Source organism: Carboxylicivirga caseinilyticus, assembly GCF_050589785.1.
GTDB lineage: Bacteria > Bacteroidota > Bacteroidia > Bacteroidales > Marinilabiliaceae > Carboxylicivirga > Carboxylicivirga caseinilyticus.
This window is the reverse complement of the sequence record NZ_JBNGOX010000039.1, coordinates 1-26,450: the sequence shown is the minus strand read 5'-3', so window position 1 is coordinate 26,450 and position 26,450 is coordinate 1. Positions and strand designations below refer to the sequence as shown.

Here is a 26,450-nt window from a genome sequence, read left to right as displayed (position 1 = left end):
GAACTGTAAGTGAGGTTGTTTGTGTGTGGAGTTGAGGGGATGGAATGTGCGATATTATAAATCATATATTCATAATTAAAGGTTGAATTGAAGTCTCGTATTTATTTTTGAGTAATTATTAGTGCCGTAATCTAATATGAATTGATTCTAGGCACAAATTTGAAAACTAAAGCCAATGAAAAATCAAACAACACCAAATCACAGATTTTTATTTTCAGTGAATTGTATGAGTATTTTTACTGTAATATTTATTCTTGGTATTTATTCCTGTAGTAACGAATCTACCCAACAACAAGATGTACGCCAACGAATATCCATTAATCAAGATTGGCATTTCTTTAAATACGAATTGGACTCTATTGCAGATAGGTTGATTTACGATATTCGTCCCCAGACAGAAGAAGGCAATGTGGTGAAAGATGCCGATTCGAAACCAACCCAAGCCGTTGATATAAAATCGGTAGAAAACGTTTTAAAAGCGTGGATTTTACCAACAGCTAATCCTTTTATCAGCGATTCAACTCAAAGACATAGCTGTCCGGAAGGTAATCCTGGAGGAGATTTTCCCTTTGTTCAGGCTGAATTTAACGATGCTGACTGGGAATGCATTAATTTGCCGCACGACTGGGCAATAAAAGGCCCTTTTCAGGAAGGCTGGGATTCGGAAGTTGGCGGAGGAATGGGACGCCTGCCCAGCAATGGTGTGGCCTGGTACCGCAAAAAACTGGACATACCGGCTTCTGATGCCGGAAAGTCAATTTTTCTTGATATAGACGGAGCCATGTCGTATGCCATGGTTTGGTGCAACGGACAGTTGGTTGGAGGATGGCCATACGGTTATGCATCGTTCCGACTCGATTTAACTCCTTACCTGGTTCCCGGCAGTGCGAACCAATTGGCTATTCGTTTGGATAATCCAAACTATTCGGCCCGATGGTATCCCGGAGGTGGAATTTACCGTAATGTGTGGCTTGTTAAAACAAATCCGGTTCATGTGGCTCATTGGGGCACATTTGTAAAAACCAGCGCTGTTAGCACCGAATCTGCCCGACTTGATTTGGAAGTGAAAATTGAAAACAGTTCCGAAAAATACATTGAAGTGAAACTGATTACGAAGATTTTTGAACTGGACGAAAACGGATATCGAAAAGAAGCTGTTGTTGGAAAATTCGCCACTCAGGAATTGAGTGTGGCTGCAGGAAGTCAAGTTAAAGTTGAAACGGGCACAGTGCTGAAAAATCCAAAACTTTGGGGACCTCTTCCAACACAACAACCGAACAGATATGTTGCCGTCACTGAACTTTACGAAAATGAAAAATTAATCGATCAATACGAAACACGATTTGGTGTTCGCGATGTGAAATTCGACCCGAATGAGGGAATTATCGTTAATGGCGAAAAAATCAGACTTCAGGGAGTCAACCAACATCATGATTTGGGCGCTTTGGGTGCTGCATTTAATACCCGTGCAGCCGAACGCCAGTTGGAAATGTTACGCGATATGGGCTGTAATGCCATTCGTATGGCTCATAATCTTCCTGCCCCCGAATTACTTGAACTCACCGATAAAATGGGCTTCTTGGTAATGGACGAAATTTTTGATTCGTGGGAACAGAAAAAAACACCTTACGATTTTCATCTTATTTTTCCGGATTGGTCAGAAGCCGATACTCGGGCTTTTATCCGTCGCGATCGTAACCATCCATCGGTCATTGCATGGAGTTTTGGTAACGAAGTAGGAGAACAATATACCGGTGTAGAAGGTGCCGCAGTTGGACAACGATTATCTAATTTCGTGAAGGAAGAAGATCCGACCCGGCCTACCATTACAGCTATGAATTTTGCCAAACCATTCATGGAACTTCCTAAAGTTCCCGATATTATTGGTTTAAACTATCAGGGCGAAGGAATCCGTCAGGAAGCAATATTCGAAGGAACCGACCGTATTCGTACAGCACCGCAATACGATGCATTTCACGAAAAATTTCCGCAGAAAGTTATCATCAGTACCGAAACAGCATCAGCTTTTAGTAGTCGTGGTGTCTATTATTTCCCTGTCTCTAATGCTGTTAGTTCTCCGGTTCGCGATGGTATGGGCGGCGATTCTAAAGCTGGACAAGTGAGTTCGTACGAGCTCTATGCAGTTGATTTTGGATCAAGCGCCGACAAAGTTTTTGCTGCTCAGGATGCCCATCCGTTTGTTGCCGGCGAATTTGTGTGGACCGGCTGGGATTACCTGGGAGAGCCAACCCCGTATTACCAGGCTCGAAGTTCGTATACCGGTATTATCGATTTGGCCGGCTTCAAAAAGGACCGTTTTTACCTTTATCAGTCACGTTGGTGTCCCGATTACCCGATGGTGCATATTCTACCGCACTGGAACTGGCCTGATCGTGTTGGAGAAGTTACCCCGGTACATGTATTTACTTCGGGCGATGAAGTGGAATTGTTCCTGAATGGAAAATCATTGGGTAAAAAACAAAAGGGCGAATTCGAATATCGCCTGCGTTGGGATGATGTACTTTACAAACCGGGCGAACTAAAAGCTGTCGCGTATAAAAACGGACAAAAGTGGGCTGAAGAACTGGTTCAAACAACTGGGGAAATAGCTCAATTAAAGGCCGAAGCCGATCGCAACGAAATAAAAGCTGATGGTACCGATCTTTCGTTTATCACGGTGAAAGTTGCTGATAAAGACGGATTGACTGTACCGGATGCTTCGAATTTAATTCGTTTTAGCATTGAAGGTCCTGGCGAAATTGTTGCAACCGACAACGGTGACCCAACCAATATGGTTGCTTTCCCTTCAACAGAACGAAATGCTTTTAGCGGCTTGTGTCTGGTGATTGTAAAGGGAGTTGAAGGTAAGTCTGGAACAATAGTACTAAAAGCAGAGTCCGATAACATTCAGTCTGCAAGTATAGCAATACAGTCGAAACCATGAATACATAATATACAATAGAAAGAGAACTGAACAATGAGACTAGAATCGAACAATACAAAACTAATTTGGTGTTGCACTTTGCTGTTGCTATTACAGCTTTCGCAACCTGTTTGGGCCGGGAGTCCGGAGGCTTATGTCGGATTTACAAAACAGACAGGTAGCTTTACGCTTGCTGCCGATAAACAGCAAACCTCAATAGTAGTCGATGAAACCGATTATCCGGGAATAACTACTGTTGTCGGTTGGTTTGCGAATGACCTGAAAATGGTCTCAGGACAGGTGGCAGAAATTCATCAATCGGAATTACCTCAGTCTAAACAAATGGTTTTAGTCGGAACCATTGGTAAAAACCAGTGGATTGATCAATTAATAAAAGAAGGTAAAATTGATGTTTCGGAAATAAAAGGCCAGTGGGAGCGAAGTCTTACCCAGGTTGTTGAAAATCCGTTTCCGGGCATAGAACAGGCATTGATCCTGGCAGGAAGCGACAAACGCGGAACAATTTACGCTATGCTTAACTTGTCACGGGCAATGGGAGTTTCACCATGGTACTGGTGGGCTGATGTGCCGGTTGATAAACACGAAGCGGTTTATGTAAAGGCAGGCCGTTATGTTACTGAAAGTCCGAAAGTGAAATATCGCGGAATTTTTCTGAATGATGAAGAACCGGCTTTGGGTGGTTGGGTACGTGCAACCTTTGGTGGATTTAATGCACAGTTTTACAGTCATGTTTTTGAATTAACCTTGCGTTTGCGTGGTAACTTCCTGTGGCCCGCTATGTGGGGAAAAGCATTTTTTGATGATGATCCGGAAAATGGTGTTCTGGCCGATAAGCTTGGAATTGTAATGAGCACCTCGCATCACGAACCAATGGGGCGTGCACAGGAGGAGTGGCATCGTTATGGTTCCGGTTCATGGGATTACAATAAAAATAAAGAAGTTCTTTCTGATTTCTGGAAAAAAGGAATGGAACGCAATAAGAACTGGGAAACCATTGTAACAGTTGGTATGCGTGGCGATGGTGATGAGGCCATGGAAGAGGGTACTAACATTTCGTTGTTAGAAAAAATTGTGAAAGATCAGCGCAAAACCATCAGCAAAGTGACCGGTAAAAAAGCGGAAGAAACACCTCAGGTATGGGCTTTGTATAAGGAGGTGCAGGATTACTACGATAAAGGCATGCGTGTTCCTGATGATATTACTCTGCTACTTTGCGACGATAATTGGGGAAATGTTAGAAAATTACCCGATGTGAATGCTCCGGTTCGTAAAGGCGGCTATGGAATGTACTATCATGTAGATTATGTTGGAGGGCCGAGAAGTTACAGATGGATTAATGTGAGCCAGATTCATCGGATTTGGGAGCAAATGAGCCTGACCTATAGTCATGGCGTGGATCGTATTTGGGTGTTAAATGTTGGCGATTTAAAACCAATGGAGTTTCCGATAAGTTTTTTCCTTGATATGGCATGGGATCCAACTGTCTTTAATGCTGATAACCTATACCGTTATACTGTTAATTGGTGTACGGAGCAGTTCGGTGATAAATATGCTGAAGACGCAGCACGTATTCTTAATTTGTATACCAAATATAACCATCGGGTTACGCCCGAATTGCTCGATCATAAAACATTTAGTCTCAAAAACTACAATGAGTTCGAACGGGTACGTAATGATTATCGTGATTTAACACTGGATGCATTGCGCATTTATAATTTTTTACCTAACGAGTACAAGGATGCTTTTGATCAGTTGGTTCTTTTTCCAACCAATGCCAGTTGCAACCTTTACGAAATGTACTTTGCTGTGGCAATGAACCATAATCTGGCTGCCGAAAATGATCCGTCTGCCAATGATTGGGCTGATGTTGTAGAAGAGTGTTTTGAGCGCGATTCGCTGTTTACTGTACATTACAACAAGCAAATAGCCAATGGCAAATGGATTCATCAAATGGATCAGATACGTATTGGTTATAAAACATGGGCAGAGCCCCGCCAAAGTACAATGCCGGAAGTTGTTCGGATTGAAGTGCCTTTGAAATCTAACTCAGAACTCGTTTTTGTTGAAGCTGATGGATATGTTTCAATTGAAGCAGCTAATTATCAACATGCAAATGGAACCAATAAAATTCGATGGAAGGTTATTCCCGAATTGGGCAAAACTGATTCAGGCATTACAACGTTCCCGCAGAATTTTTATCCATCCAAAGGAGATTCGGTTTACCTGGAATATGCCATTGATTTTAAATCGACCGGAACATTTGATATACATATTTGGGTTTCACCAACATTGAATTTCAATGCAAATAAAGGATTGCGTTATGCAGTTTCGGTTGATGGCGGTAAAGAGAAAGTGGTCAATTTTAATGGTGCATATCGGGGTGAACTTGGAAAATGGCAGGCAGAGAGGATGATTAAATCGACCGTACAACAGTCAATAAGCGATGCCGGTGTGCATCTGCTTCGCATACGGGTTCTGGAACCAGGTATTGTATTCCAGAAAATAATGATTGATACCGGAGGTTTAAAGCCTGCTTATTTGGGTGCACCTCAGAGCAAACAAAAAAAAATAAAAAATGAATCGATATAAAATGGGGTTACGATTAGTATATATGCTTTTGCTTGCGTTAGTTTCACTTCCTTCGCTGGCGGCAGTAAAATTACCGCGCCTCGTGAGTAATGGCATGATTCTCCAGCGGGATGAACCTTTAAAAATATGGGGATGGGCCGATCCCTCGGAGAAAGTTACCGTTAAGTTTTTGGATAAAATTTATAAAACTAAAGCTGATAAAGCCGGCAATTGGCAATTGGAGTTGGCTCCGGCTTTAGCAGGTGGACCGTATACAATGGAAATAAACGAAATCGAATTAAGCGATATTTTGGTTGGTGATGTGTGGTTATCATCAGGACAATCAAATATGGAATTGCCTGTTCGAAGGGTAATGGATTTGTATGCCCAAGAAATCAATAAGGTAAATAATACCAATATCCGATTGTTTCGGTCTTCAACCCGAAAAGATGAAATAACGGCACAAACTGACTATCCGGATGGATCATGGTTGCCTGCAACACCAAAAAATATTGGTGACTTCTCTGCTGTTTCTTGGTTTTATGCCAATAACCTGCATCAAAAATACCAGGTTCCAATCGGTATTATTAGTACCGCAATCGGTGGTTCACCAGCCGAATCGTGGTTAAGTAAAAATAAAGTTGAGAAGTACCTTAATGACTGGACTGAAAAGAAAGCGCACAGCGATTCTGTTCGGGCAAAGATGAAGGAAGAAGAGCCTGAAAAACTGGCTTATAACTGGAGTGTCGAAGTGAATAAAAATGATCCCGGTACCGGTAGATGGTCAAAGGATGATGTTGATGTTACGGATTGGAACCAAATTTCCTTGCCCGGATTCTGGACAGACAAAGGAGTTGAATTGAGAAACGGATCTATTTGGTTCTGCAAGGAATTCAATGTGGCAGATTCCTTGGCTGTAAAAGAAGCTATTTTGCGTTTGGGATGCATTATCGACAGCGACTCTACATTTGTAAACGGCATTTTTGTTGGAAACATAACATACCGTTATCCACCGCGTATTTACAACTTGCCCAAAGGTGTGCTTAAACCTGGAAGAAACAAGTTGATGGTACGCGTATTTTGTCAAGGTGGACGTGGCGGTTTTGTAGAAGAGAAACCTTACGAAGTTCGAGTTGGCTCGCAGGTTATTGACCTTACAGGTGACTGGAAATATCATATTGGTGCAAAACTAAATCCCCCGTTTGGTCCTCCGGGACTATCCTTCATGCCTGGTGGTTTATTCAATAGTTTAATCAGTCCTGCACATAATTACAAAATCAAAGGAGTGATATGGTTTCAGGGAGAATCGAACACCGGACGTGGAAATGAATACGAACAATTGTTTAAAAGTATGATTCAGGATTGGCGGTCACAATTCGATCATCCTGAACTACCATTCTTGTATGCTCAGTTGGCCAATCTGGGTGTTCCTCAAAAACAAACAGTTAATAGTGGTTGGGCTGAAGTTCGTGATGCACAGCGTCGCACATTAGAACTGTCAAATACCGGTATGGCTGTTACTTTCGATATTGGAGAGTGGAACGACATTCATCCATTAAACAAAAAAGAAGTAGCACTACGTTTGTTTCTCGAGGCTCAGCGTGTTGCTTATAACAATAGTTCGATTATTAGTTCCGGGCCTTTGTATGAATCAATGAAAACCGAAGACGGAAGCATCATTCTTACATTCAAATCAGTCGGGCAGGGCCTATATGCCAATAACCTCTTAGAAGGATTTCAGATTGCCGGAGAAGATGGTCGCTTCGTATGGGCTAATGCAGTGGTGATGAACCGAAATACTGTAAAGGTATGGAGTCCAAAAATTTCTGATCCAAAAATAGTACGATATGCCTGGGAGGATAATCCTGCAGGTGCAAACCTTAAAAATAAGGAAGAGCTCCCGGCTTCACCTTTTTCAACTGAAATTAAAAACAATTAATCAATTAAATGATGAATACAAGTTCTCATAAGCTCTCTGTTGTCGAAAAAATCGGGTATAGTCTCGGTGATCTGGCAGCCAATCTGGTTTTTCAAACCTTGATTACCTATTTAGCTTATTTCTATACCGATATTTACGGTCTTGAAAACAACGATGCCTCAGTAATAATGCTTGTTGTTGGTTTGGTTGCAGCCTTTATGTTTAACCCGATCATTGGTGCATTAGCTGACCGAACAAATTCTAGATGGGGAAAGTTTCGACCATGGATTTTATATACATCGGTTCCAATGGGAGTAGTGGCATTATTAGCCTTTACAACGCCCGACTTCTCATACCAGGGTAAACTGATTTATGCTGCAGCAACCTATACTTTATTATTGTTGTTGTATGCGGGGAGCAATTTACCCTATTCAGCTTTGAGTGGTGTAATTACAGGTGATATGGGTGAGCGTAACAGTATCTCTTCCTCTCGTTTTGTGGCGGTGATGTTTGCTCAGTTTTTCGTGCAGGTTTTTATGTTGCCAATTATCGAATATGCAGGTGGTGGCGATAAAGCAGCAGGAATGGAGGTAGTAATGACCTGGTTGGCTATTACCGGAACCATTATGTTGATTATTACTTTTTTAACAACCAAGGAACGCATTGTTCCCAAAGCTGAACAAAAATCAACTCTAAAAGAAGATATCTCAGATCTTATAAAAAACAGACCTTGGATCATTATGCTCACGGTGACCATTCTTATTTTTATCACCCTGGCAATGAAGGGAGGAGCGTATGTTTATTATTTTAACAACTACGTTGATGCCATTGCGTTAGAAAAATTCATTCAGCCCATCCTGAAGGCTTTATCTGCTATCGGACTCAACTTCTTTGGCTCTGATCCAACTTCTGCGGGTTTCGGTCTATTTAATGCGGGTGGTATTATCTTTATGATTGTTGGTATATCTTTTTCGAAAAAACTGGCTGACAAATATGGTAAAAGGGATGTGTATATGAGTGGACTGTTAGTTTCAACCTTGTTTATCCTTGCTTTCTATGTTTTCCCCGCACAAAGTGTGGTACTAATGTTTACATCTCAGATTTTTCACGGTTTCTTTTACGGTATTACCATTCCAATTCTTTGGGCAATGATTGCCGATGTAGCTGATTATTCCGAATGGAGAAATAACCGCCGTGCTACAGCTATTATATTTTCTGCCATGATGGTTGGTTTAAAAGCCGGACTGGCAATTGGTGGTGCATTGGTTGCCTGGATTCTTGGTTTGTATGGATATGTGCATAAAGAATTGTTGGATGCAGGACAGGAAATTATACAGCCTGAATCGGTTAGTGTTGGAGCAAAGATGCTGGTTAGTGTTTTTCCATCTATTCCTTTCTTAGTGGCCACTGGTTTGCTTTTTTTCTATGCAATTAATAAAAAATTGGAAGTGCAGCTCGAAAAAGATTTGATGGCAAGGCGAAATGAAGAATAAAAACAATAAAATAACAGTAATTCAATAAAACACAGACAAAATGAAAAAAGTGAAATATAAACCGTTATTACTTGTTCTTGCAGTGTTGCAATTGATTGCCTGTAACGGACCACAGCAAGCAAATAAGGAAATGCTGAAAGATGCCTTTACTGGTAAATTCTATATTGGTACAGCTCTTAATGAATGGCAAATTACGGGTCGTGATACCGCTTCCTTAAATGTGACAAAAGAACATTTTAATGCCATCGTTGCCGAGAATTGTATGAAAAGTGGAGAAATACAACCGGAAGAAGGAGTATTTGATTTTTCACTGGCCGATAAGTTTGTTGATTTTGGTGAGCAACACAACATGTTCATCACCGGTCATTGCTTGATATGGCATTCGCAGGCTCCTAAATGGTTTTTTACCGATAGTTTGGGAAATGATGTTTCACGTGAGGTTTTAATCGGCCGCATGAAAACACATATTGAAACAGTAGTGGGGCGTTATAAAGGTAGAATTAAAGGTTGGGATGTAGTAAATGAGGCGATTGTTGAAGATGGCTCATTTCGTAAAAGCAAATTTTATCAGATTGTCGGAGAGGATTTCATCAAGTTGGCCTTTCAGTTTGCCCACGAAGCCGACCCTGATGCAGAGTTGTATTACAACGATTACAACGAATGGTACCCGGGAAGGCGCGATGCAATAGTGGCAATGATTAAAAAGTTTAAGGCTGATGGAATACGTATTGACGGAATAGGCATGCAGGGACACATTGGAATGAGTGGTCCATCTATCGAGGAATATGAAGAAGCCATAATGGCCTATGCCAATGAGGGCATGAAAGTAATGGTGACAGAATTGGATATGTCTATTCTACCCAATCCGAGTTTTGGCGATTTAGGTGCTGATATATCCACAAATTTCGAATATCGCAAAGAAATAAATCCATATGAAGATGGAATAGTTCCACTGGAAAAGCAAAATGAGTGGGATTCGCGCATGGTTGAATTTTTTAATCTGTTTTTAAAACATTCTGATGATATAACAAGGGTAACGCTTTGGGGTGTCAATGACAGAATATCGTGGAAAAACAATTTTCCAGTTAGAGGACGTACAGATTATCCTTTGTTATTTGACCGGGAAAATCAACCAAAATCCATAGTAGGAAAACTGATTGATTTGGCTAAGCAGACGAAGTAAGTATAAGAAAAAATTTAAAATTATTCAGAATGAAAGAACCAAGATACCTTGTACCTCATTTATACACTGCCGATCCGGCTGTACATGTGTTTAATGGCAAGTTATATATTTATCCTTCACACGACGTTGAGTCGGGCATACCCGAAAACGATAATGGTGATCACTTTGATATGCGCGATTATCATATCTTTTCGATGGATGATATTGAAGGAGTAGTGACTGATCATGGGGTTGGTCTGGATGTAAAAGACATTCCATGGGCAGGCCGCCAGTTGTGGGATTGTGATGCAGCCTATAAAAACGGAAGATATTATCTATATTTTCCGGTAAAGGATAAAACCGACATTTTCCGCATTGGAGTGGCAGTTAGTGATAAACCTGAAGGTCCTTTTATTGCCCAGGAAGCCCCAATGAAAGGAAGTTATTCAATTGACCCTTGTGTATTCGAAGATGAAGATGGTGTGCATTACATGTATTTTGGTGGTTTGTGGGGTGGACAATTGCAGCGATACAGAAACAATAAAGCCATTGAATGCGGACATGAGCCTAATGATGATGAACCGGCATTGCCATCGAGGGTTGTGAAGTTGAGTGATGATATGCTCGAGTTTGGCGAAGAACCCAAGGAAGTGATTATTCTGGATGAAAAAGGTGATGTAATTTCTGCAGGTGACCACGATCGCCGTTTTTTTGAGGCATCGTGGATGCACAAGTACCAGGGTAAGTACTATTTCTCCTACTCAACCGGAGATACTCACAAACTGTGCTATGCCATCGGTGATAATCCGTATGGGCCATTTACCTATCAAGGGGTTATTTTAACGCCAGTAGTTGGTTGGACCACACATCATTGTATTGTTGAGTTTAAAGAGAAATGGTACTTGTTTTATCACGATTGTGTTCCATCTGGTGGCAAAACCTGGTTACGAAGCTTAAAAGTAATTGAACTGCAGTACGACAAAGGTGGTCAGATTGAAACTATCAATGGAATGATCTAGTTTTATCTATGCAATGAAATTAATAAAGGAGTAAAGCAGAAACCTTCTAATCTAAGCGACTTTAATGGTCGTGGATTAGAAGGTTTTTTTATCATAAGGTTTAATTGGCATCATAACTTTATTATACTCTTTCTGATATATATTCTCCTTAATGATTCTTTAGCAATAATTGTACGTGGTCAATGTTTTAAAGCGAACTTCAAACGAAATATCCGAAATTATAGATGGAATATCTAGGATTTAAATAGTAACCTCTTTCTATCAATTAGTTTTACTCCAAATGAGGTTTGTGTATTTGGTAAGATAGATATTCAATACTTCCATTAATAGCTTCGGCAAATGTGGCTTTCTGAATAATAATTTGTAATAAAAAAATATTGTAGACAATGAAGAATACCCGGCAGACAATATGGACACTAATTGCATTACTAATAACTTTGAATGTATATGCGAAACAACCGGTGAAGAAAGATAAAGTGACGAATGCCCCAGTCTTTTCAGCCTTTACTTATGAGGGTACAGACGAAGTGTATAGTAACAACCCCTTAAAAGAGAATGAGTTTTATAATCCAATCCTGCAAGGCTGTTACCCCGACCCGGCCATAGCTAAAAAAGGTGACGATTATTTTATGGTTTGTTCATCATTTGCCATGTTTCCGGGGGTTCCGATTTTTCATTCTAAAGATCTGGTCAACTGGACAGACCTTGGTGGAGTGTTAAACCGTGAATCACAACTTGATGTATCCGACTGTGGTATTAGTGCCGGAATATATGCCCCTGGTATTACCTACAACAGCTATAATGATACTTTTTACATGATTACCACCGGATTTACCGGTGGTTTGGGTAACTTTATTGTAAAAACCAAGGATCCTTTGAAAAAGAATTGGAGTGATCCTATCAAATTAAAATTTGATGGTATTGACCCATCGATCTTCTTTGATGATGACGGTAAGGCTTATGTTGTGCACAATGATGCCCCTGACCAGGGTAAAGAATTATATGTTGGTCATCGTGTGATCAAAATTTGGGAGTACGATATCGAAAATGATCAAATAATTGAAGGAACTGATAAGATTATTGTAGATGGAGGTGTTGATTTGGCTAAAAAACCAATTTGGATTGAAGCACCGCATATTTATAAAAAAGATGGCAAATATTATTTGATGTGTGCCGAAGGTGGAACCGGAGGTTGGCATAGCGAAGTTATATTCAAAGCAGATAATCCCAAAGGTCCCTACATCCCGGCTCCTAATAATCCAATTCTTACACAAAGGTATTTTAATAGAGTTCGTGCAAATAAAGTGGATTGGGCTGGTCATGCCGATATTATTGAAGGTCCGGATGGAAAGCATTATGGGGTGTTTTTAGCAATCCGCCCTAATGAAAAGCAGCGTGTAAATACTGGTCGTGAAACCTTTATCTTACCCGTTGACTGGTCGGGTGAATGGCCTGTTTTTGAAAACGGATTGATTCCAATGGAGCCTAAATTACAACTACCAGAGGGAGTTGAGAATAAAACCGGACAAGGTGAATTCTTCCCAAATGGTAACTTTACTTATAAAGAGGATTTCTCAGGCGAACAATTAGATTACAGGTGGATTGGATTAAGAGGACCTCGCGAGAATTTCTTAGAAAAGGCAGCTAGTGGAATTCGAATTAAACCATTTGAAAACAACATTAAAGAAGTGAAACCTACTTCCACATTGTTCTATCGTCAAATGCATAAGAATTTTTCATATAGTGTTACCATGAGTTATAAGCCTAATAATGAAAAGGATTTGGCTGGTATTGTTTGTTTGCAAAACGAACATTCCAATTATGTTTTTGGTGTCACAAAGAAAGGCAATGATTACTATCTGCTTTTGCAAAGAAATAGTAAACAACGTTTTGCAAAAGAAGTAAATTCTGAAGTACTTGCTTCAACAAAAATTGACATATCAAAACCGATCGGTTTACAAGTTTCGGCAAAGGGTGATAATTATGATTTTTCGTATTCAACCAACGATAGTGATTTAACAAACTTAGGTGGAGTTGTATCGGGAGATATTCTATCAACAGATGTAGCCGGTGGGTTTACCGGTTGTTTGTTAGGCTTGTATGCAACATCGGCTAATGATGCCATTGTTGATTAATGTTTGTTTGAGAAAGAAAGGTGTACTTAAATAATTATCAATGAATTACATTAGGCGAATTTTAGTGGCGGCTATGGTTTTCTCTGCTTTGTCAGTGAAAGCCCAGTTTCCATATCAAAATCCCAACCTGAGTTCTGAAGAACGGGCAAAAGATTTGATTTCCAGACTGACACTTGAAGAAAAGGCAACCCTGATGTGCGACCAGTCAGATCCGATTCCTGAATTCGGAGTAAAACGGTTCAACTGGTGGAGCGAAGCTCTGCATGGTTATGCGAATAATGATAGTGTTACGGTTTTTCCGGAGCCCATTGGAATGGCAGCCTCTTTCAACGATAAATTATTGTACCATATATATGATGCAGTTTCGGATGAAGCGAGGGCAAAGTATCATCAATGGATACGAGCCGGTAATGAAAATAAACGTTTCTTAAGTCTATCGGTTTGGACGCCTAATGTTAATATTTTTCGTGACCCTCGCTGGGGGCGTGGACAAGAAACTTATGGGGAAGACCCATACCTTACTTCACGCATGGGGGTTGCAGTAATAAAAGGATTACAGGGACCTGAAGATGCAAAATATCGCAAATTGCTGGCTTGTGCAAAACATTATGCTGTCCATTCAGGTCCCGAATGGAGTCGTCATGAGTTGAATTTGAATAATGTTAATCCGCGCGAGTTGTATGAAACATATATGCCCGCTTTTAAAGCTTTGGTTCAGGAGGCTGATGTCAGACAGGTGATGTGTGCCTATCAACGAATAGATGATGAACCTTGCTGTGGAAATACGCGTTTGTTGCAAAGAATACTGCGTGATGAATGGGGATTCAAATATTTGGTTGTATCAGATTGTGGTGCAATAACCGACTTCTTTACGACTCATAATGTATCTTCCGATGCTGTTCATGCTGCTTCTAAAGCAGTTCTCTCGGGTACCGATGTTGAATGCGTATGGGAGAATTACCCATTTAAGAACCTTCCCGAAGCTGTTGAACGTGATTTGATAAAAGAGGAAGATATTGACAAAAGTCTGATGCGTGTTTTGGTTGGTCGTTTTGATCTTGGTGATTTCGATAATGATTCGATTGTACCTTGGGCGCAAATTCCTGCATCAGTTCTTAACAATGAGAAACATCGTCAGCTAGCCCTTGACATGGCAAGGCAAAGCATGACTCTTCTGCAGAATAAAAACAATGTTTTACCTCTGTCAAAGAAACATAAAAAGATAGCTGTTATTGGTCCTAATGCGAATGACAAACCTATGTTATGGGGAAATTATAATGGTACTCCTGTGCGTACCATTTCTATTCTCGATGGAATACAAACAAAAATTGCAGCAGACAAAATATTATATGATAAAGCTTGTGACCTGGTTGAAGACAAGGTAACCGTTAGTTACTTTGGTCAGTGTTCGGTTGATGGTAAACCCGGATTTAAAGCAATTTATTGGAATAATCCAAACCGGGAAGGTGATATTGTAACAACCCAGCAAATTGTAAATCCGATTAAAATGACCACTGCGGGTCAGCACGAATTTGCATCCGGTGTAAAGTTGGAGGGCTTTTCGGCCATTTACGAAACCGATTTCGTTCCAAAGGTCAGTGAAGAAATTGTTTTTAAGGGTGGCGCAACAGGTTATTTTGAATTATTGGTTAATGGAGAAACAATCAAAAAGTATAACAACTGGAGAACGTTGGCATCACGAATACCTTTTAAGGTTGAGGCCGGACAGAAATATAAAATTCAAATTCTCTATAATCAGTCAAATAACTGGCAGGCTAATATTGAATTTGACTTTGGTAAAGAAATAGATGTTGATTATACAAACCTGATCAATAAGTTAAAAGGAGTTGATGATGTGATTTTTGTTGGAGGATTATCCGGTAACCTTGAAGGAGAAGAAATGCCGGTTAATTATCCAGGTTTTAAAGGTGGAGACCGAACAAATATCGAACTACCATCAGTACAGCGTAATTGTCTGAAGGCTTTGAAAGAAGCAGGCAAAAAAGTGATTTTCGTGAATTGCTCAGGATCGGCTATTGCATTGGCTCCTGAAACAGAGAGTTGCGATGCCATTTTACAGGCCTGGTATCCGGGCGAATCGGGTGGTCTGGCGGTTGCTGACGTGTTGTTTGGCGATTATAACCCTTCAGGAAAGTTACCTGTAACTTTCTATGAAGACTCTGAAAAGCTGGGTGATTTCGAGGATTATTCAATGAAAGGAAAAACCTATCGTTATACAACTGAAGCTCTGTTTCCGTTTGGGTTTGGTTTAAGTTATACTCAATTCAATATTGGAGAGGCTAAAGCCGACAAAAACATTATTCAGCCCAATGAATTGGTTGAACTGTCAATTCCTGTATCCAATGTGGGGCAACGCAGTGGAACTGAGATTTTACAGGTTTATATACGCAAAGTTAACGATATGGATGGACCCCTTAAAAGCCTGAGAGCTTATGAACGGGTTGAACTGGCAAAAGGCCAAACGATCAAGGCTAAAATAGTATTACCTCCATCATCATTTGAGTTCTACGATTGGTCACAGAGAAAAATGACAGTTACCAAAGGTGAGTACGAAGTTTATTATGGAAATAGTTCAAAAGAGGAAGATCTAAAGAAAATTAGAATTTCCGTTTTATAAGTTATCAGATTAACTTAACTGTTTTTAAGTAAAGGGATGAGACTTTTAAATACCTTGATTATTTTCCTACTTCTGGGTGTTGTTAATACTTCTGCTAGTGCATTTGTTATTAATTCTCCCGACAAAAAAATTCAAGTTCAATTAATAAATGACCGAAAAAGTGACTGTTGTAAATGGTATTTAAAAGTTGGATATCTTGTTGGAGAGAATTATAGTGAAATAATTCCCCGCATTGATTTGGGTTTGGTTCGAAATGATCAGGTATTTGCAAAAGAATTAAAACTGGTTAAAACGAGTAAGATACATACCTTGTATGAAGACTATCATTCGATGCACGGAAAGCGTTCTAATAGAACAAATGAAGGTAATGAGGTACTTGTGACTTTTGTAACTCCACAAAAATCGAAAATGAATCTGTTTTTAAGAGTTTATAATGATGGGGTTGCTTTTCGGTATGAATTTCCGGATAAAGAAGGTAGCTATATTATAAATGATGAATTAACAGCTTATTCTGTTTCAGATAGTACCAAAAGGTGGTTAGAGAAATTTAATCCGGCAAACGAAGGGCTTTATTCCTGCCAGATGGATGGCAGTATACAACAGGATTGGTGCTATCCGGCACTTTTTCAGTGTCAGGACAGCGATTGTTGGTTTCTGATTCATGAAGCAGATCTTGATCGAAACTACTGCGGAACCAAATTAACAAATTTTGGAGATGGAAATGTTTATAAACTCACTTTTCCTGATGATTGGAATGGCAGAGGTACAGGCCACATATCTCCGTCAATAACGTTACCCTGGAAATCCCCCTGGAGAAGTATTATTGTTGGTAGTTTGGCCGATATTGTTGAATCAACCCTGATTGATGACATATCATCTCCTTCAGTCATAAAGGATACAAGCTGGATTAAACCGGGTTTGTCTTCCTGGAATTATTGGTCGGATAATCATGGCACCAAAGACTATCAGGTTATATGTAAATTTGCTGATTTGGCTGCTGATATGGGATGGCCTTATACATTACTCGATTGGGAATGGGATGCAATGAGTAATGGAGGTGATCTGAATGATGCATTGACTTATATTCACTCTCTTGGTTTGAAACCTCTGATTTGGTATAATTCTGGTGGCGATCATACATGGGTTGGTGCAACTCCTAAGGATAGGATGCTTACTCACGAGAACCGAATGGCTGAGTTTAGGAAACTGAAAGAGATGGGAATTGCAGGTGTAAAAGTTGATTTTTTTGAAAGTGAAAAGCAAAATATGATTAACTATTACCTGGATATACTCGAAGATGCAGCCCGTTTTGAAATAATGGTGTATTTTCATGGATGTCTTGTGCCACGTGGATGGCAGCGAACTTATCCACACCTGATGACTTATGAGGGAGTTCGCGGTGCCGAATGGTATAATAATGGTCCGGAGTTTACTACAACAGCACCTGAACATAATACTACTTTGCCATTTACGCGAAATGTTGTCGGTTCAATGGATTATACTCCGGTAACTTTCACCAATTCACAATATCCTCATATCACTTCTTATGGACATGAATTAGCTTTAAGTGTGATATTTGAATCCAGTATTCAGCACTTGGCTGATCGTCCTGAAGGGTATTACCGATTACCTTATGCTGTTAAAAATTTTCTGAGAACTGTACCTTGTAGTTGGGACGATACTAAATTGCAGGATGGCTATCCGGGACAATTTTCCGTTTTAGCACGCCGCAAAGGTAATGATTGGTATGTGGGGAGTATTAATTCTGATTCGAAGGAAAAAAATCAAACTGTTCAATTTGATTTCCTAACAATTGGTAAAACATACAAACTAACACTAATCTCAGATGGAGAGCACGATCAAGCTTTTTCTATAAAGCATCTAGTAATTGACAGTAATTCGGTTCTTAATGTAAATATGCTTCGAAGGGGTGGTTTTGCTGCCAGGATTATCCCCTTAAATTAATTAATAAAGCTATGAAGTACCTCAAGTCATATTTTTAATTGTAGTTTTCATCAAGTAACGATTGAATGAACGTATAATTCAGAGCGACAGTTTTAACTGGGTGCTCTGAATTATTTGATTGGAATTCAATGGCTTCAAAAAATATAATGTATGAAAAGGATCTTACTCAATATCTTAGTCACTATACTATTGATTGGTTGCAATAGTTCAAACATTGATAACGATTTAAAACTATGGTACGATAAGCCAGCTGTTCACTTCGAAGAGGCTTTAGTTATAGGTAATGGCAAAACAGGAGCAACAGTATTTGGTGGGGTTCATACTGATAAGATTCATCTTAACGATGCTACTTTGTGGAGTGGGGAGCCCGTGGATAGATATATGAACCCTGAAGCTTATAAAAACATTCCTGCTGTCAGAAAAGCCTTGGAAAATGAAGATTATAAGTTAGCAGAGCAGCTTAATAAAAAAATACAGGGTAAGTTTTCACAATCATACGCTCCGCTTGGCACAATGTATCTCGAATTTAATAAGCCAAAAGATATTGAAGACTATTATCGGGAACTTGATATTAGCAATGCTGTTGCTAAAGTAAATTATAAGTGCGACGGGGTGACTTATTATCGCGAATATCTGGTATCTAATCCCGATAAGGTAATGGTGATCAAACTATCAGCAGATAAGAAAAATGCACTAAATTTCAATCTGAAATTTGATAGCCAGTTAAAATATAAGACTGTAGCCAACCAAAACGGATTAGAAATATCAGGATATGCTCCGTATCATACTGTACCAAGTTATTGGGGCAGCGATAATCCGGTTCGTTTTGATGAAAAACGTGGTACAAGATTTTCTGCTCATTTCAACGTTTTGAATGAAGGTGGTGAGGTTATTGTAAGTGATAGTGGTATTCGGGTAAATGAGGCCAATGAGGTTATCTTGTACATTTGTACTGCTACAAGCTTTAATGGTTTTGATAAGAATCCAGCTAGTCATGGATTAGATAACCAGTCTATTGCTAGGCAATTGCTTAGGCAGTCTGCAATAAGAAAGTATGAAACCATAAAGACAGATCATATAAAGGATTATCAGTCGTTTTTTAACAGAGTTAAACTTCAACTTGGTGATTATAATAGTCCTGATTTGCCAACAGATCAGCGCTTAATTAAGTATACTGAGGGAGATGAAGATAAAGGTTTGGAAATATTGTATTTTCAGTATGGACGGTACTTGCTTATTTCCAGCTCTCGTACTGATCAGGTTCCAGCTAACCTGCAAGGTATCTGGAATCCGTATATTCGTCCGCCCTGGAGTAGTAACTATACAATGAATATTAATGTAGAAGAAAACTATTGGTTAGCGGAAGCTGCCAATCTTTCTGAAATGCATCAGCCATTTTTGCAATTTATTGGAAATCTTGCCGAAACAGGTAAAGTTACGGCTAAAACATTTTACGGGGTTGATAAGGGTTGGGCTGCATGTCATAATTCTGATATTTGGGCAATGAGTAATCCGGTTGGAGACTTTGGTTATGGAGATCCCATGTGGGCTTGCTGGAATATGAGTGGAACTTGGGTAGTTACTCACCTTTGGGATCATTATTTATATACGGGTGATAAAAAATTTCTAAGTAGTTATGCCTATCCGCTAATGAAGGGAGCAGCTGAATTCTGTCTTGATTGGTTGGTTGAAGATAAAAATGGATACCTTATTACTTCACCATCCACATCACCTGAGAATACTTATATTACCCCTGATGGTTTCAGAGGTGCAACACTTTATGGGGCTACTTGTGATTTGGCTATGATTCGTGAGTGCTTGAAACAGGCAATCCGAGCTTCTGAAGTTCTTAAACTGGATGCTTCCCTGAGGGATAGTATGAATAATGTCCTGACCAAATTATACCCATATCAGGTTGGAAAAAAAGGTAATCTGCAGGAATGGTATCATGATTGGGAGGATGCTGAACCTCAGCACCGCCACCAGACCCACTTGTTTGGATTGTATCCGGGTAATCATATAACTCCTCTAATTGAACCTGAATTAGCCAAAGCTTGTCGAAAATCCCTCGAAATAAAGGGAGATGAGACTACCGGATGGTCAAAAGGCTGGCGAATTAACCTTTGGGCCAGACTTTGGGATGGTAATAGAGCCTATAAGCTTTACCGTGAATTGCTGACATATGTGCCTCCCCATGGTGCCGAAAACGTGAACTATGGTGGCGGCGGTGGCACTTATCCCAATTTATTGGATGCTCATCCACCTTTTCAGATAGATGGTAATTTTGGTGGTGCTGCTGGTGTGATAGAAATGTTATTACAATCAAATGAAGAACAGATACTTTTATTACCAGCTTTACCCGATGTATGGTCTGACGGTCAGGTGTCCGGACTTTGTGCCAGAGGTGGTTTTGAAATTTCAATGAAGTGGAAGAATGGTAAGCTTACAGAAGTGGAAGTTTTTTCTAAAATTGGTAATAGATGCTCTTTAAAGTACAATGAAAAAACGATTGGATTTGATACCAAGGTGGGTGGTAAGTATTGTTTTGTATACATAAGAGGAGAATTAAAAAATAGAATTTAACTTTACAATAAAAATACTAATTCATACAATATGAAAGTAATTAACTCAATGCTGATTCTGGTTCTTCTGATTGGTATAGGTTGTACTTCACAATCGTATATCAAGACAGAAACTGGTATAAAGACAACTATTGATTCGATAGTAGTTGAAGTAAACTTTTATACAGCTGACATTGTTCGGGTCACCAAATCTCTGTCAGGGGAATCTTTTGAAAAGAAAAGTCTTTCAGTAGTTAAAGAGCCAGAAAATGTGACTTTTAAGGTAAAAGAATCAGGTATACATATTTTGTTGGAAAGCGAACGATTAATGGTACAGATCGATACCCAAACAGGGGGCACATCCTATCTGGGATCAAATGGTGATACTCTTTTTCTGGAAAAAGCTGCAAGTGCAACTTTCACGCCATTTAACGATGCTGGCAATGAAACATATTCCGTTAAGCAATCGTTTATCCTGGCCCCAGACGAGGCAATCTACGGGCTTGGAATCCTTCAAAATGGGATGATGTCTCAACGCAACCAACAAGTACACATGGTTCAGAATAACACCTGGGATTTTTCTACATTTTTTCAATCGGTAAAAGGGTACGGTCTATTTTGGGATAACTATTCACCAACTGATTTTACAGACGATGAATCGGGTACCGAATTCGCTTCAGAAGTTGGCGATTGTATTGATTATTATTTTATGTATGGCGGAAATGCTGATGGAGTGGTTGCTGAAATGCGCAACCTGACCGGAAAAGTACCTATGTTTCCTCTTTGGACTTATGGTTTTTGGCAAAGTCGCGAGCGTTACAAAACTCAGGAAGAAACTGTTGGAGTAGTTAAAAAATACCGTGAGTTAGGTGTTCCGTTAGACGGTATTATTCAGGACTGGCAGTATTGGGGTGATAATTACCACTGGAATGGCATGTCTTTTAAAAATCCGGGGTTTCCAGATCCTCAAAAATTTGTCGATGATGTTCATAATTTGAATGCACACATGATTATTTCAATCTGGTCATCTTTTGGTCCCAAAACCCCACAATATAAAATTTTGAAAGATAAGGACATGTTAATGGATTTTCAAACATGGCCACAATCAGGGAAAGAAGGTTGGCCTCCGGATATGAATTATCCATCCGGAGTGCAGGTCTACGATCCTTATAATCCCGAGGCCCGAGATATTTATTGGAAATATTTGAGTGAAGGGCTTTTCTCGTTGGGAGTTGATGGTTGGTGGATGGATTCGACAGAACCAGACCACATGGATATTAAACCAGAAGATTATGATAATAAAACCTATCTGGGCTCTTTCCGCAAAGTGCGCAATGCATTCCCACTTGCAACTGTTGGAGGTGTTTACGATCATCAGCGCAAAGCCTCTTCTGATAAAAGGGTATTTATTTTAACACGTTCTGGTTTTGCAGGTCAACAACGCTATGGTTGTAATGTTTGGTCTGGAGACCTTGGCTCCTCATGGGATGCCTTGCGGAATCAAGTTCCGGCCGGACTGAATTTTACCCTGACCGGAAATCCGAATTTCAATACCGATATCGGTGGTTTTTTTGCAGGTGCTTACAATAAATCGTGGAATGACGGAACAGCTTCGAAAAATCCACTATTCCAGGAGTTGTATGTACGCTGGATGCAATATGGGGTATTTACCCCAATGATGCGTTCGCACGGAACCGAAATGAAACGGGAGATCTACTATTTTGGTAAACAAGGCGAGCCAATATACGATGCCATTGCAAGTGCCATCAACCTGCGTTATTTATTGTTGCCATATATTTATACTACTTCGTGGAATGTTACCAATGCCAATAACAGTTTTATGCGTGCTTTAGTAATGGATTTTCCGTCAGATAAGAAAGTATGGGACATGAACAACGAGTATATGTTTGGCCAGTCGCTTCTTGTAGCACCGGTGCTGTCAGCCCATTATACTCCTGAGAAAATGGTGAAGATTGATGAAGTAACAGGTTGGAACAAAGGAGGTGCAAGAACTAAAGAGGGTTATCCGGTAGTTGATTTTACAAAAACGAAATCCTCCACTGTTTATCTACCGAAAGGAACAACCTGGTATGATTTCTGGACAAATGAAAAGTTTGATGGAGGTCAGGAAATTTCAAAAGAAACCACCATAAATACAATACCGTTGTATGTAAAAGCCGGAAGTATTCTCCCTATTGGTCCGAAAGTTCAATACGCAACCGAGACGAATTGGGATAATTTAGAAATCCGCATTTACGCAGATGCCGATGGTGAATTTACTTTTTATGAAGACGAAAACGATAATTATAACTACGAAAAAGGTGTATATTCAACTATTCCTTTTGAGTGGAATGATGCTGAGAAAACACTAACCATTGGTGAACGTAAGGGTGAATTCCCTGGCATGCTCACTGAAAGAACATTCAACATTGTACTTGCATCTAAAGACAAAAATGTTGGCACATTGAATAAAGTAGTTCATTATTCAGGTGAAGAAGTTGTCGTCAAATTGTAATAAGATAAAACTAAAAAATAATGACTTTCTGCTGTATTTTAATCAACCTGAACATGTTTCAGGTTGATTGAAATTACAATGTTTTAGGTATTTACGAAGGCTAATGTCTTTCATTTTAATACATTCAGATTAATAATATGAACTCGACCTCTAAACTAAATAGTATAGTAGTAGCTGTAATTCTGCTATTCTTATTCATTTCCAGGAATACTTTTGCCCAAAGTCCTGAAACGGAAAAAGGAGATAGCATTTATCTCGATTTTAAAATGGAACTGATGTGGAAGGCTAAGGTCAAGATCGGAAAAACGATTAATGTTGGAGAGAGTAAACGAGGTTCAAGGCATATGATTCCCATTATCGGTGGTACATTTAGAGGGCCAAATATTAACGGCGAAGTTTTACCATATGGTGAAGACTGGCAGCTAGTACGTCCTGATGGTGATACAGAACTTAATGCGCGATATTTGCTTCAAACTGAAGATGGTATAATTATTCGCATTGCAAACAAAGCCTTAATGCATAAGCCAGCCAAAGATGATGAAGGTGGTTTTTATGTGAAATCTGTGGTTGACATTGAAGCTCCTTCTGAAAGTATTTACGACAATTTAAACCATGCTGTCTTTATAGGAACGCTCGAAATCCCGCAAATAGAGCCAAACGAAGAGCCTTATGTTGTAATTGGCGTTTATAAAGTACTATAGTTTAAGGTCAAATTTGATATTAATTATCATTGTTAGTTTAATATTAAACTTTTAATTTCTTCTTTTTATTGAAGAGCTTTAGATTAGAATATGTCTTTTGGGGGATTGTTGAATTTTTTTACAAAATTTATCAACTAAATAGTAAATATCAATAATTTTACCTTCCATTAGAACTGAGTTTATGTATTTAAATATCAAATGTATAAGTCAATAAAATACTCATTTCTTTTTTGTTAGTTATCAGGTTCTTTTATTGAACTAAAGTTAAAGTCATAAATATGAAAAATATAGGGTTAATAATTATAGCTGTTCTACTTAATTTGAATCTAATGGCACAGTCGGATAATCAGGTGCTTGTAAATACAGGTAATGAGCCGATTAAGACTGGTAAATTTGAGCCAACTTGGGAGTCGTTACAGCAATACGAGGTGCCTGAATGGTTTCGAAATGCCAAATTTGGTATATGGGCACATTGGGGACCACAATGTCAACCGGAGCAAGGCGACTGGTATGCCCGATTTATGTATGATGAAGGTAGTAGACAATATAATTGGCATTTAGAGAACTATGGGCATCCCTCAAAAGTTGGATTTAAAGAGGTTATTCACGACTGGAAAGCCGAAAATTGGGACCCTGAAAAATTAGTGGCTCTTTACAAACGCGCAGGTGCTCAATATTTCTTTGCAATGGCTAATCACCACGATAATCTGGATATGTGGAATAGTAAATATCAGGAATGGAATACAACGCGTGTTGGTCCCAAACAGGATATTATTAGTGAATGGGCCAAAGCAGCTAAAAAATATGATCTTCCTCTGGGATTAAGTGTTCATGCTGCACATGCCTGGACGTGGATGGAAACATCTCAGCGTTCGGATAAAAAAGGAAAGTGGGAAGGCATATCTTATGATGGTAAGCTTACAAAAGAAGATGGGAAAGGAACCTGGTGGGAAGGATTGGATCCTCAGGAATTGTATTCTCAAAATCATCCTTTAAGTGAAGGCAGTGAAGACGTAGGTCGTATTCATAGTCAATGGGCATGGAGAAATGAGGCTTCTATTCCTTCTCAGGATTATTGTGACAAATTTTATAACCGTACTATGGACCTGATTAATCAGTATAACCCTGATTTGTTATACTTCGATGATACAGCACTTCCTCTTTATCCGATCAGTGATGCAGGACTTCAAATTGCGGCCCACTATTACAATCACAATATGGCTACTCACGATGGGAATCTTGAAGCCGTTTTGTTTGGAAAAGTACTGACCGATGACCAGAAGAAATGTATGATATGGGATGTGGAAAGGGGTGCACCCGATAAGATACAGGCTGATGCCTGGCAAACATGTACCTGTATTGGTGATTGGCATTATAACAGGTCAACATACGATCATAACTGGTACAAATCAGCAAAAACAGTTATTCACATGTTAGTTGATATTGTCAGTAAAAACGGAAATTTGCTTTTAAATATTCCTGTTCGTGGCGATGGTACCATTGACGAAAAAGAAGTTGAAATACTTGAAGGTATTGCTGACTGGATGGATATCAACAAAGAAAGCATTTACGATACACGTCCATGGAAAAAATTTGGAGAAGGACCAGTAGCCGATCAGGATAATCCAATTAATGCCCAGGGATTTAATGAAGGAAAAATTAAATTTTCTGCAAAAGATATAAGGTTTAATCAGAAAGGAAAAATTCTGTATGCAACAATTCTTGGAATACCTACTGAAGATATAGTCATTACTTCATTAGCCAAGGAAAATGTAAAACAGAAAATAAAAAAGATTGAGATGTTGGGCATCGATGAAAAACTCTCATGGAGTCAAGCGAATGATTCTCTCGTTATTCGAAAACCAGAGAATTGTCCCTATAATATTGCTGTTGTTTTTAAGATAAGTTTCAAATAGTTTTATTATCAAATTTTGTTTGTGAATGCTTATTGAAATTCAATACCGGATTTCAGCTCGGGACTTAATCGGGATTCAACCAGTCCTGTATTTCACAGAAAAAAAATAGGAATTTGAGCTAAGATAAGTATCCTAATGGATGCTTTATATAGTAATTATAATGTTAAATCAATAAGGAAGACTTAAGTGTTTATCATTATTTTGCAGAATCAGTTTTTGCTCAAGATACTTGTAAAAAAATGCAAAAAGTCTGAATGAAACATGTTTTAATGAAATTATAAATAGTTAATAATTTTGTGATTAAATAAAATGACTCATCTAAATTATGGTGTTAAGTGTTGGAATACTTTATGTTTTTTAATTATTAAGTCTTATTAATTCGTAAATTTTGTCTATCTTATTTTTACTATCCCCCTTTTTCTTATCACAGTTCTCATTTTATAAAACACTGTTATACTTCGATGTATTTTTTATACAAATAACTCTTTGTTGCATATAAATGTATATACTTATTTATAAATAGTTGTTAGTGTATAAATTATAATTTATACAAACCACTTTATCATTTCAAATGTGATAGGCTTACGGATACTCAAAAGAATTTTTGTTTTGAATCAATAATATGGTGGATAACCACACTCTTTTCATATAACTCCGTGTTCATTTTGTATGTGATTGACCTTCTGCTTTTAGTCTTCAATATCTATACAATCTTCTAAAAGCTTATTTGGTCAATGTTTTTCAATATGTAGGATATCCTTCCTATAAGCGATCTATTAACGTTATGGCTCTATTATCTAAAATCTTAATAATTATATCCAATCACTAGTGGGCGATTAAGATTAAAAAACGATCTTTGAAATTCTTTGTTAGTCGTACTTGTAGCGATTTTTAATAGCGTGACGATTTGAATTG

The 26,450-nt window shown here is 38.9% G+C and carries 13 protein-coding genes; all 13 read left to right on the top strand.

The window, feature by feature from the left end; translation table 11 throughout:
- Positions 1 to 175: 175 nt before the first annotated feature.
- Complete coding sequence (galB, locus tag ACRD62_RS17370; RefSeq protein ID WP_430821375.1) at positions 176 to 2,944, top strand: beta-galactosidase GalB; 2,769 nt, start codon at positions 176 to 178, stop codon at positions 2,942 to 2,944.
- A gap of 33 nt (positions 2,945 to 2,977) precedes the next feature.
- A complete protein-coding gene (locus tag ACRD62_RS17365) occupies positions 2,978 to 5,533 on the top strand; it encodes a glycosyl hydrolase 115 family protein (protein ID WP_430821374.1) in 2,556 nt (851 codons plus the stop codon).
- Positions 5,520 to 7,451 carry a sialate O-acetylesterase gene (locus tag ACRD62_RS17360; RefSeq protein WP_430821373.1) on the top strand — a complete coding sequence of 644 codons (1,932 nt, stop codon included), beginning with the start codon at positions 5,520 to 5,522 and terminating at the stop codon, positions 7,449 to 7,451. Before ACRD62_RS17365 ends, ACRD62_RS17360 begins: the two co-directional genes overlap by 14 nt.
- Positions 7,452 to 7,459: 8 nt before the next feature.
- On the top strand, positions 7,460 to 8,923 hold the full coding sequence (locus ACRD62_RS17355) for an MFS transporter (protein ID WP_430821372.1): 1,464 nt from the start codon (positions 7,460 to 7,462) through the stop codon (positions 8,921 to 8,923).
- Positions 8,924 to 8,963: 40 nt separating this feature from the next.
- Entirely contained in the window at positions 8,964 to 10,106 is a 1,143-nt protein-coding gene (locus tag ACRD62_RS17350; RefSeq protein WP_430821371.1) for an endo-1,4-beta-xylanase, read from the top strand.
- 29 nt (positions 10,107 to 10,135) lie between these two features.
- A complete protein-coding gene (locus tag ACRD62_RS17345; protein WP_430821370.1) occupies positions 10,136 to 11,104 on the top strand; it encodes a glycoside hydrolase family 43 protein in 969 nt (322 codons plus the stop codon).
- A 386-nt stretch (positions 11,105 to 11,490) separates the two neighbouring features.
- Entirely contained in the window at positions 11,491 to 13,239 is a 1,749-nt protein-coding gene (locus ACRD62_RS17340; protein ID WP_430821369.1) for a glycoside hydrolase family 43 protein, read from the top strand.
- Between the two features lie 40 nt (positions 13,240 to 13,279).
- Positions 13,280 to 15,877 (top strand): xylan 1,4-beta-xylosidase, encoded by a 2,598-nt coding sequence (xyl3A, locus tag ACRD62_RS17335; protein WP_430821368.1) that lies wholly within the window; start codon positions 13,280 to 13,282, stop codon positions 15,875 to 15,877.
- 36 nt (positions 15,878 to 15,913) lie between these two features.
- The gene (locus tag ACRD62_RS17330; protein ID WP_430821367.1) at positions 15,914 to 17,842 is read left to right on the top strand and encodes a glycoside hydrolase family 97 protein; all 1,929 of its coding nucleotides are present in this window, start codon (positions 15,914 to 15,916) and stop codon (positions 17,840 to 17,842) included.
- Between the two features lie 150 nt (positions 17,843 to 17,992).
- Complete coding sequence (locus ACRD62_RS17325; protein WP_430821366.1) at positions 17,993 to 20,425, top strand: glycoside hydrolase family 95 protein; 2,433 nt, start codon at positions 17,993 to 17,995, stop codon at positions 20,423 to 20,425.
- Between the two features lie 30 nt (positions 20,426 to 20,455).
- Entirely contained in the window at positions 20,456 to 22,918 is a 2,463-nt protein-coding gene (locus ACRD62_RS17320) for a glycoside hydrolase family 31 protein (protein ID WP_430821365.1), read from the top strand.
- Between the two features lie 137 nt (positions 22,919 to 23,055).
- On the top strand, positions 23,056 to 23,619 hold the full coding sequence (locus ACRD62_RS17315) for a DUF3237 domain-containing protein (RefSeq protein ID WP_212216914.1): 564 nt from the start codon (positions 23,056 to 23,058) through the stop codon (positions 23,617 to 23,619).
- Between the two features lie 278 nt (positions 23,620 to 23,897).
- Positions 23,898 to 25,535 carry an alpha-L-fucosidase gene (locus ACRD62_RS17310; protein ID WP_430821364.1) on the top strand — a complete coding sequence of 546 codons (1,638 nt, stop codon included), beginning with the start codon at positions 23,898 to 23,900 and terminating at the stop codon, positions 25,533 to 25,535.
- Positions 25,536 to 26,450 lie beyond the last annotated feature (915 nt).

Bases quoted from the DNA above. Each gene is read 5' to 3' on its own strand.
- xyl3A (WP_430821368.1), top strand. From the start codon at position 13,280: ATGAATTACATTAGGCGAATTTTAGTGGCGGCTATGGTTTTCTCTGCT.
- ACRD62_RS17320 (WP_430821365.1), top strand. From the start codon at position 20,456: ATGAAAGTAATTAACTCAATGCTGATTCTGGTTCTTCTGATTGGTATA.
- ACRD62_RS17315 (WP_212216914.1), top strand. From the start codon at position 23,056: ATGAACTCGACCTCTAAACTAAATAGTATAGTAGTAGCTGTAATTCTG.
- ACRD62_RS17355 (WP_430821372.1), top strand. From the start codon at position 7,460: ATGATGAATACAAGTTCTCATAAGCTCTCTGTTGTCGAAAAAATCGGG.
- ACRD62_RS17350 (WP_430821371.1), top strand. From the start codon at position 8,964: ATGAAAAAAGTGAAATATAAACCGTTATTACTTGTTCTTGCAGTGTTG.
- ACRD62_RS17345 (WP_430821370.1), top strand. From the start codon at position 10,136: ATGAAAGAACCAAGATACCTTGTACCTCATTTATACACTGCCGATCCG.
- ACRD62_RS17310 (WP_430821364.1), top strand. From the start codon at position 23,898: ATGAAAAATATAGGGTTAATAATTATAGCTGTTCTACTTAATTTGAAT.
- ACRD62_RS17365 (WP_430821374.1), top strand. From the start codon at position 2,978: ATGAGACTAGAATCGAACAATACAAAACTAATTTGGTGTTGCACTTTG.
- ACRD62_RS17340 (WP_430821369.1), top strand. From the start codon at position 11,491: ATGAAGAATACCCGGCAGACAATATGGACACTAATTGCATTACTAATA.
- galB (WP_430821375.1), top strand. From the start codon at position 176: ATGAAAAATCAAACAACACCAAATCACAGATTTTTATTTTCAGTGAAT.
- ACRD62_RS17360 (WP_430821373.1), top strand. From the start codon at position 5,520: ATGAATCGATATAAAATGGGGTTACGATTAGTATATATGCTTTTGCTT.
- ACRD62_RS17330 (WP_430821367.1), top strand. From the start codon at position 15,914: ATGAGACTTTTAAATACCTTGATTATTTTCCTACTTCTGGGTGTTGTT.
- ACRD62_RS17325 (WP_430821366.1), top strand. From the start codon at position 17,993: ATGAAAAGGATCTTACTCAATATCTTAGTCACTATACTATTGATTGGT.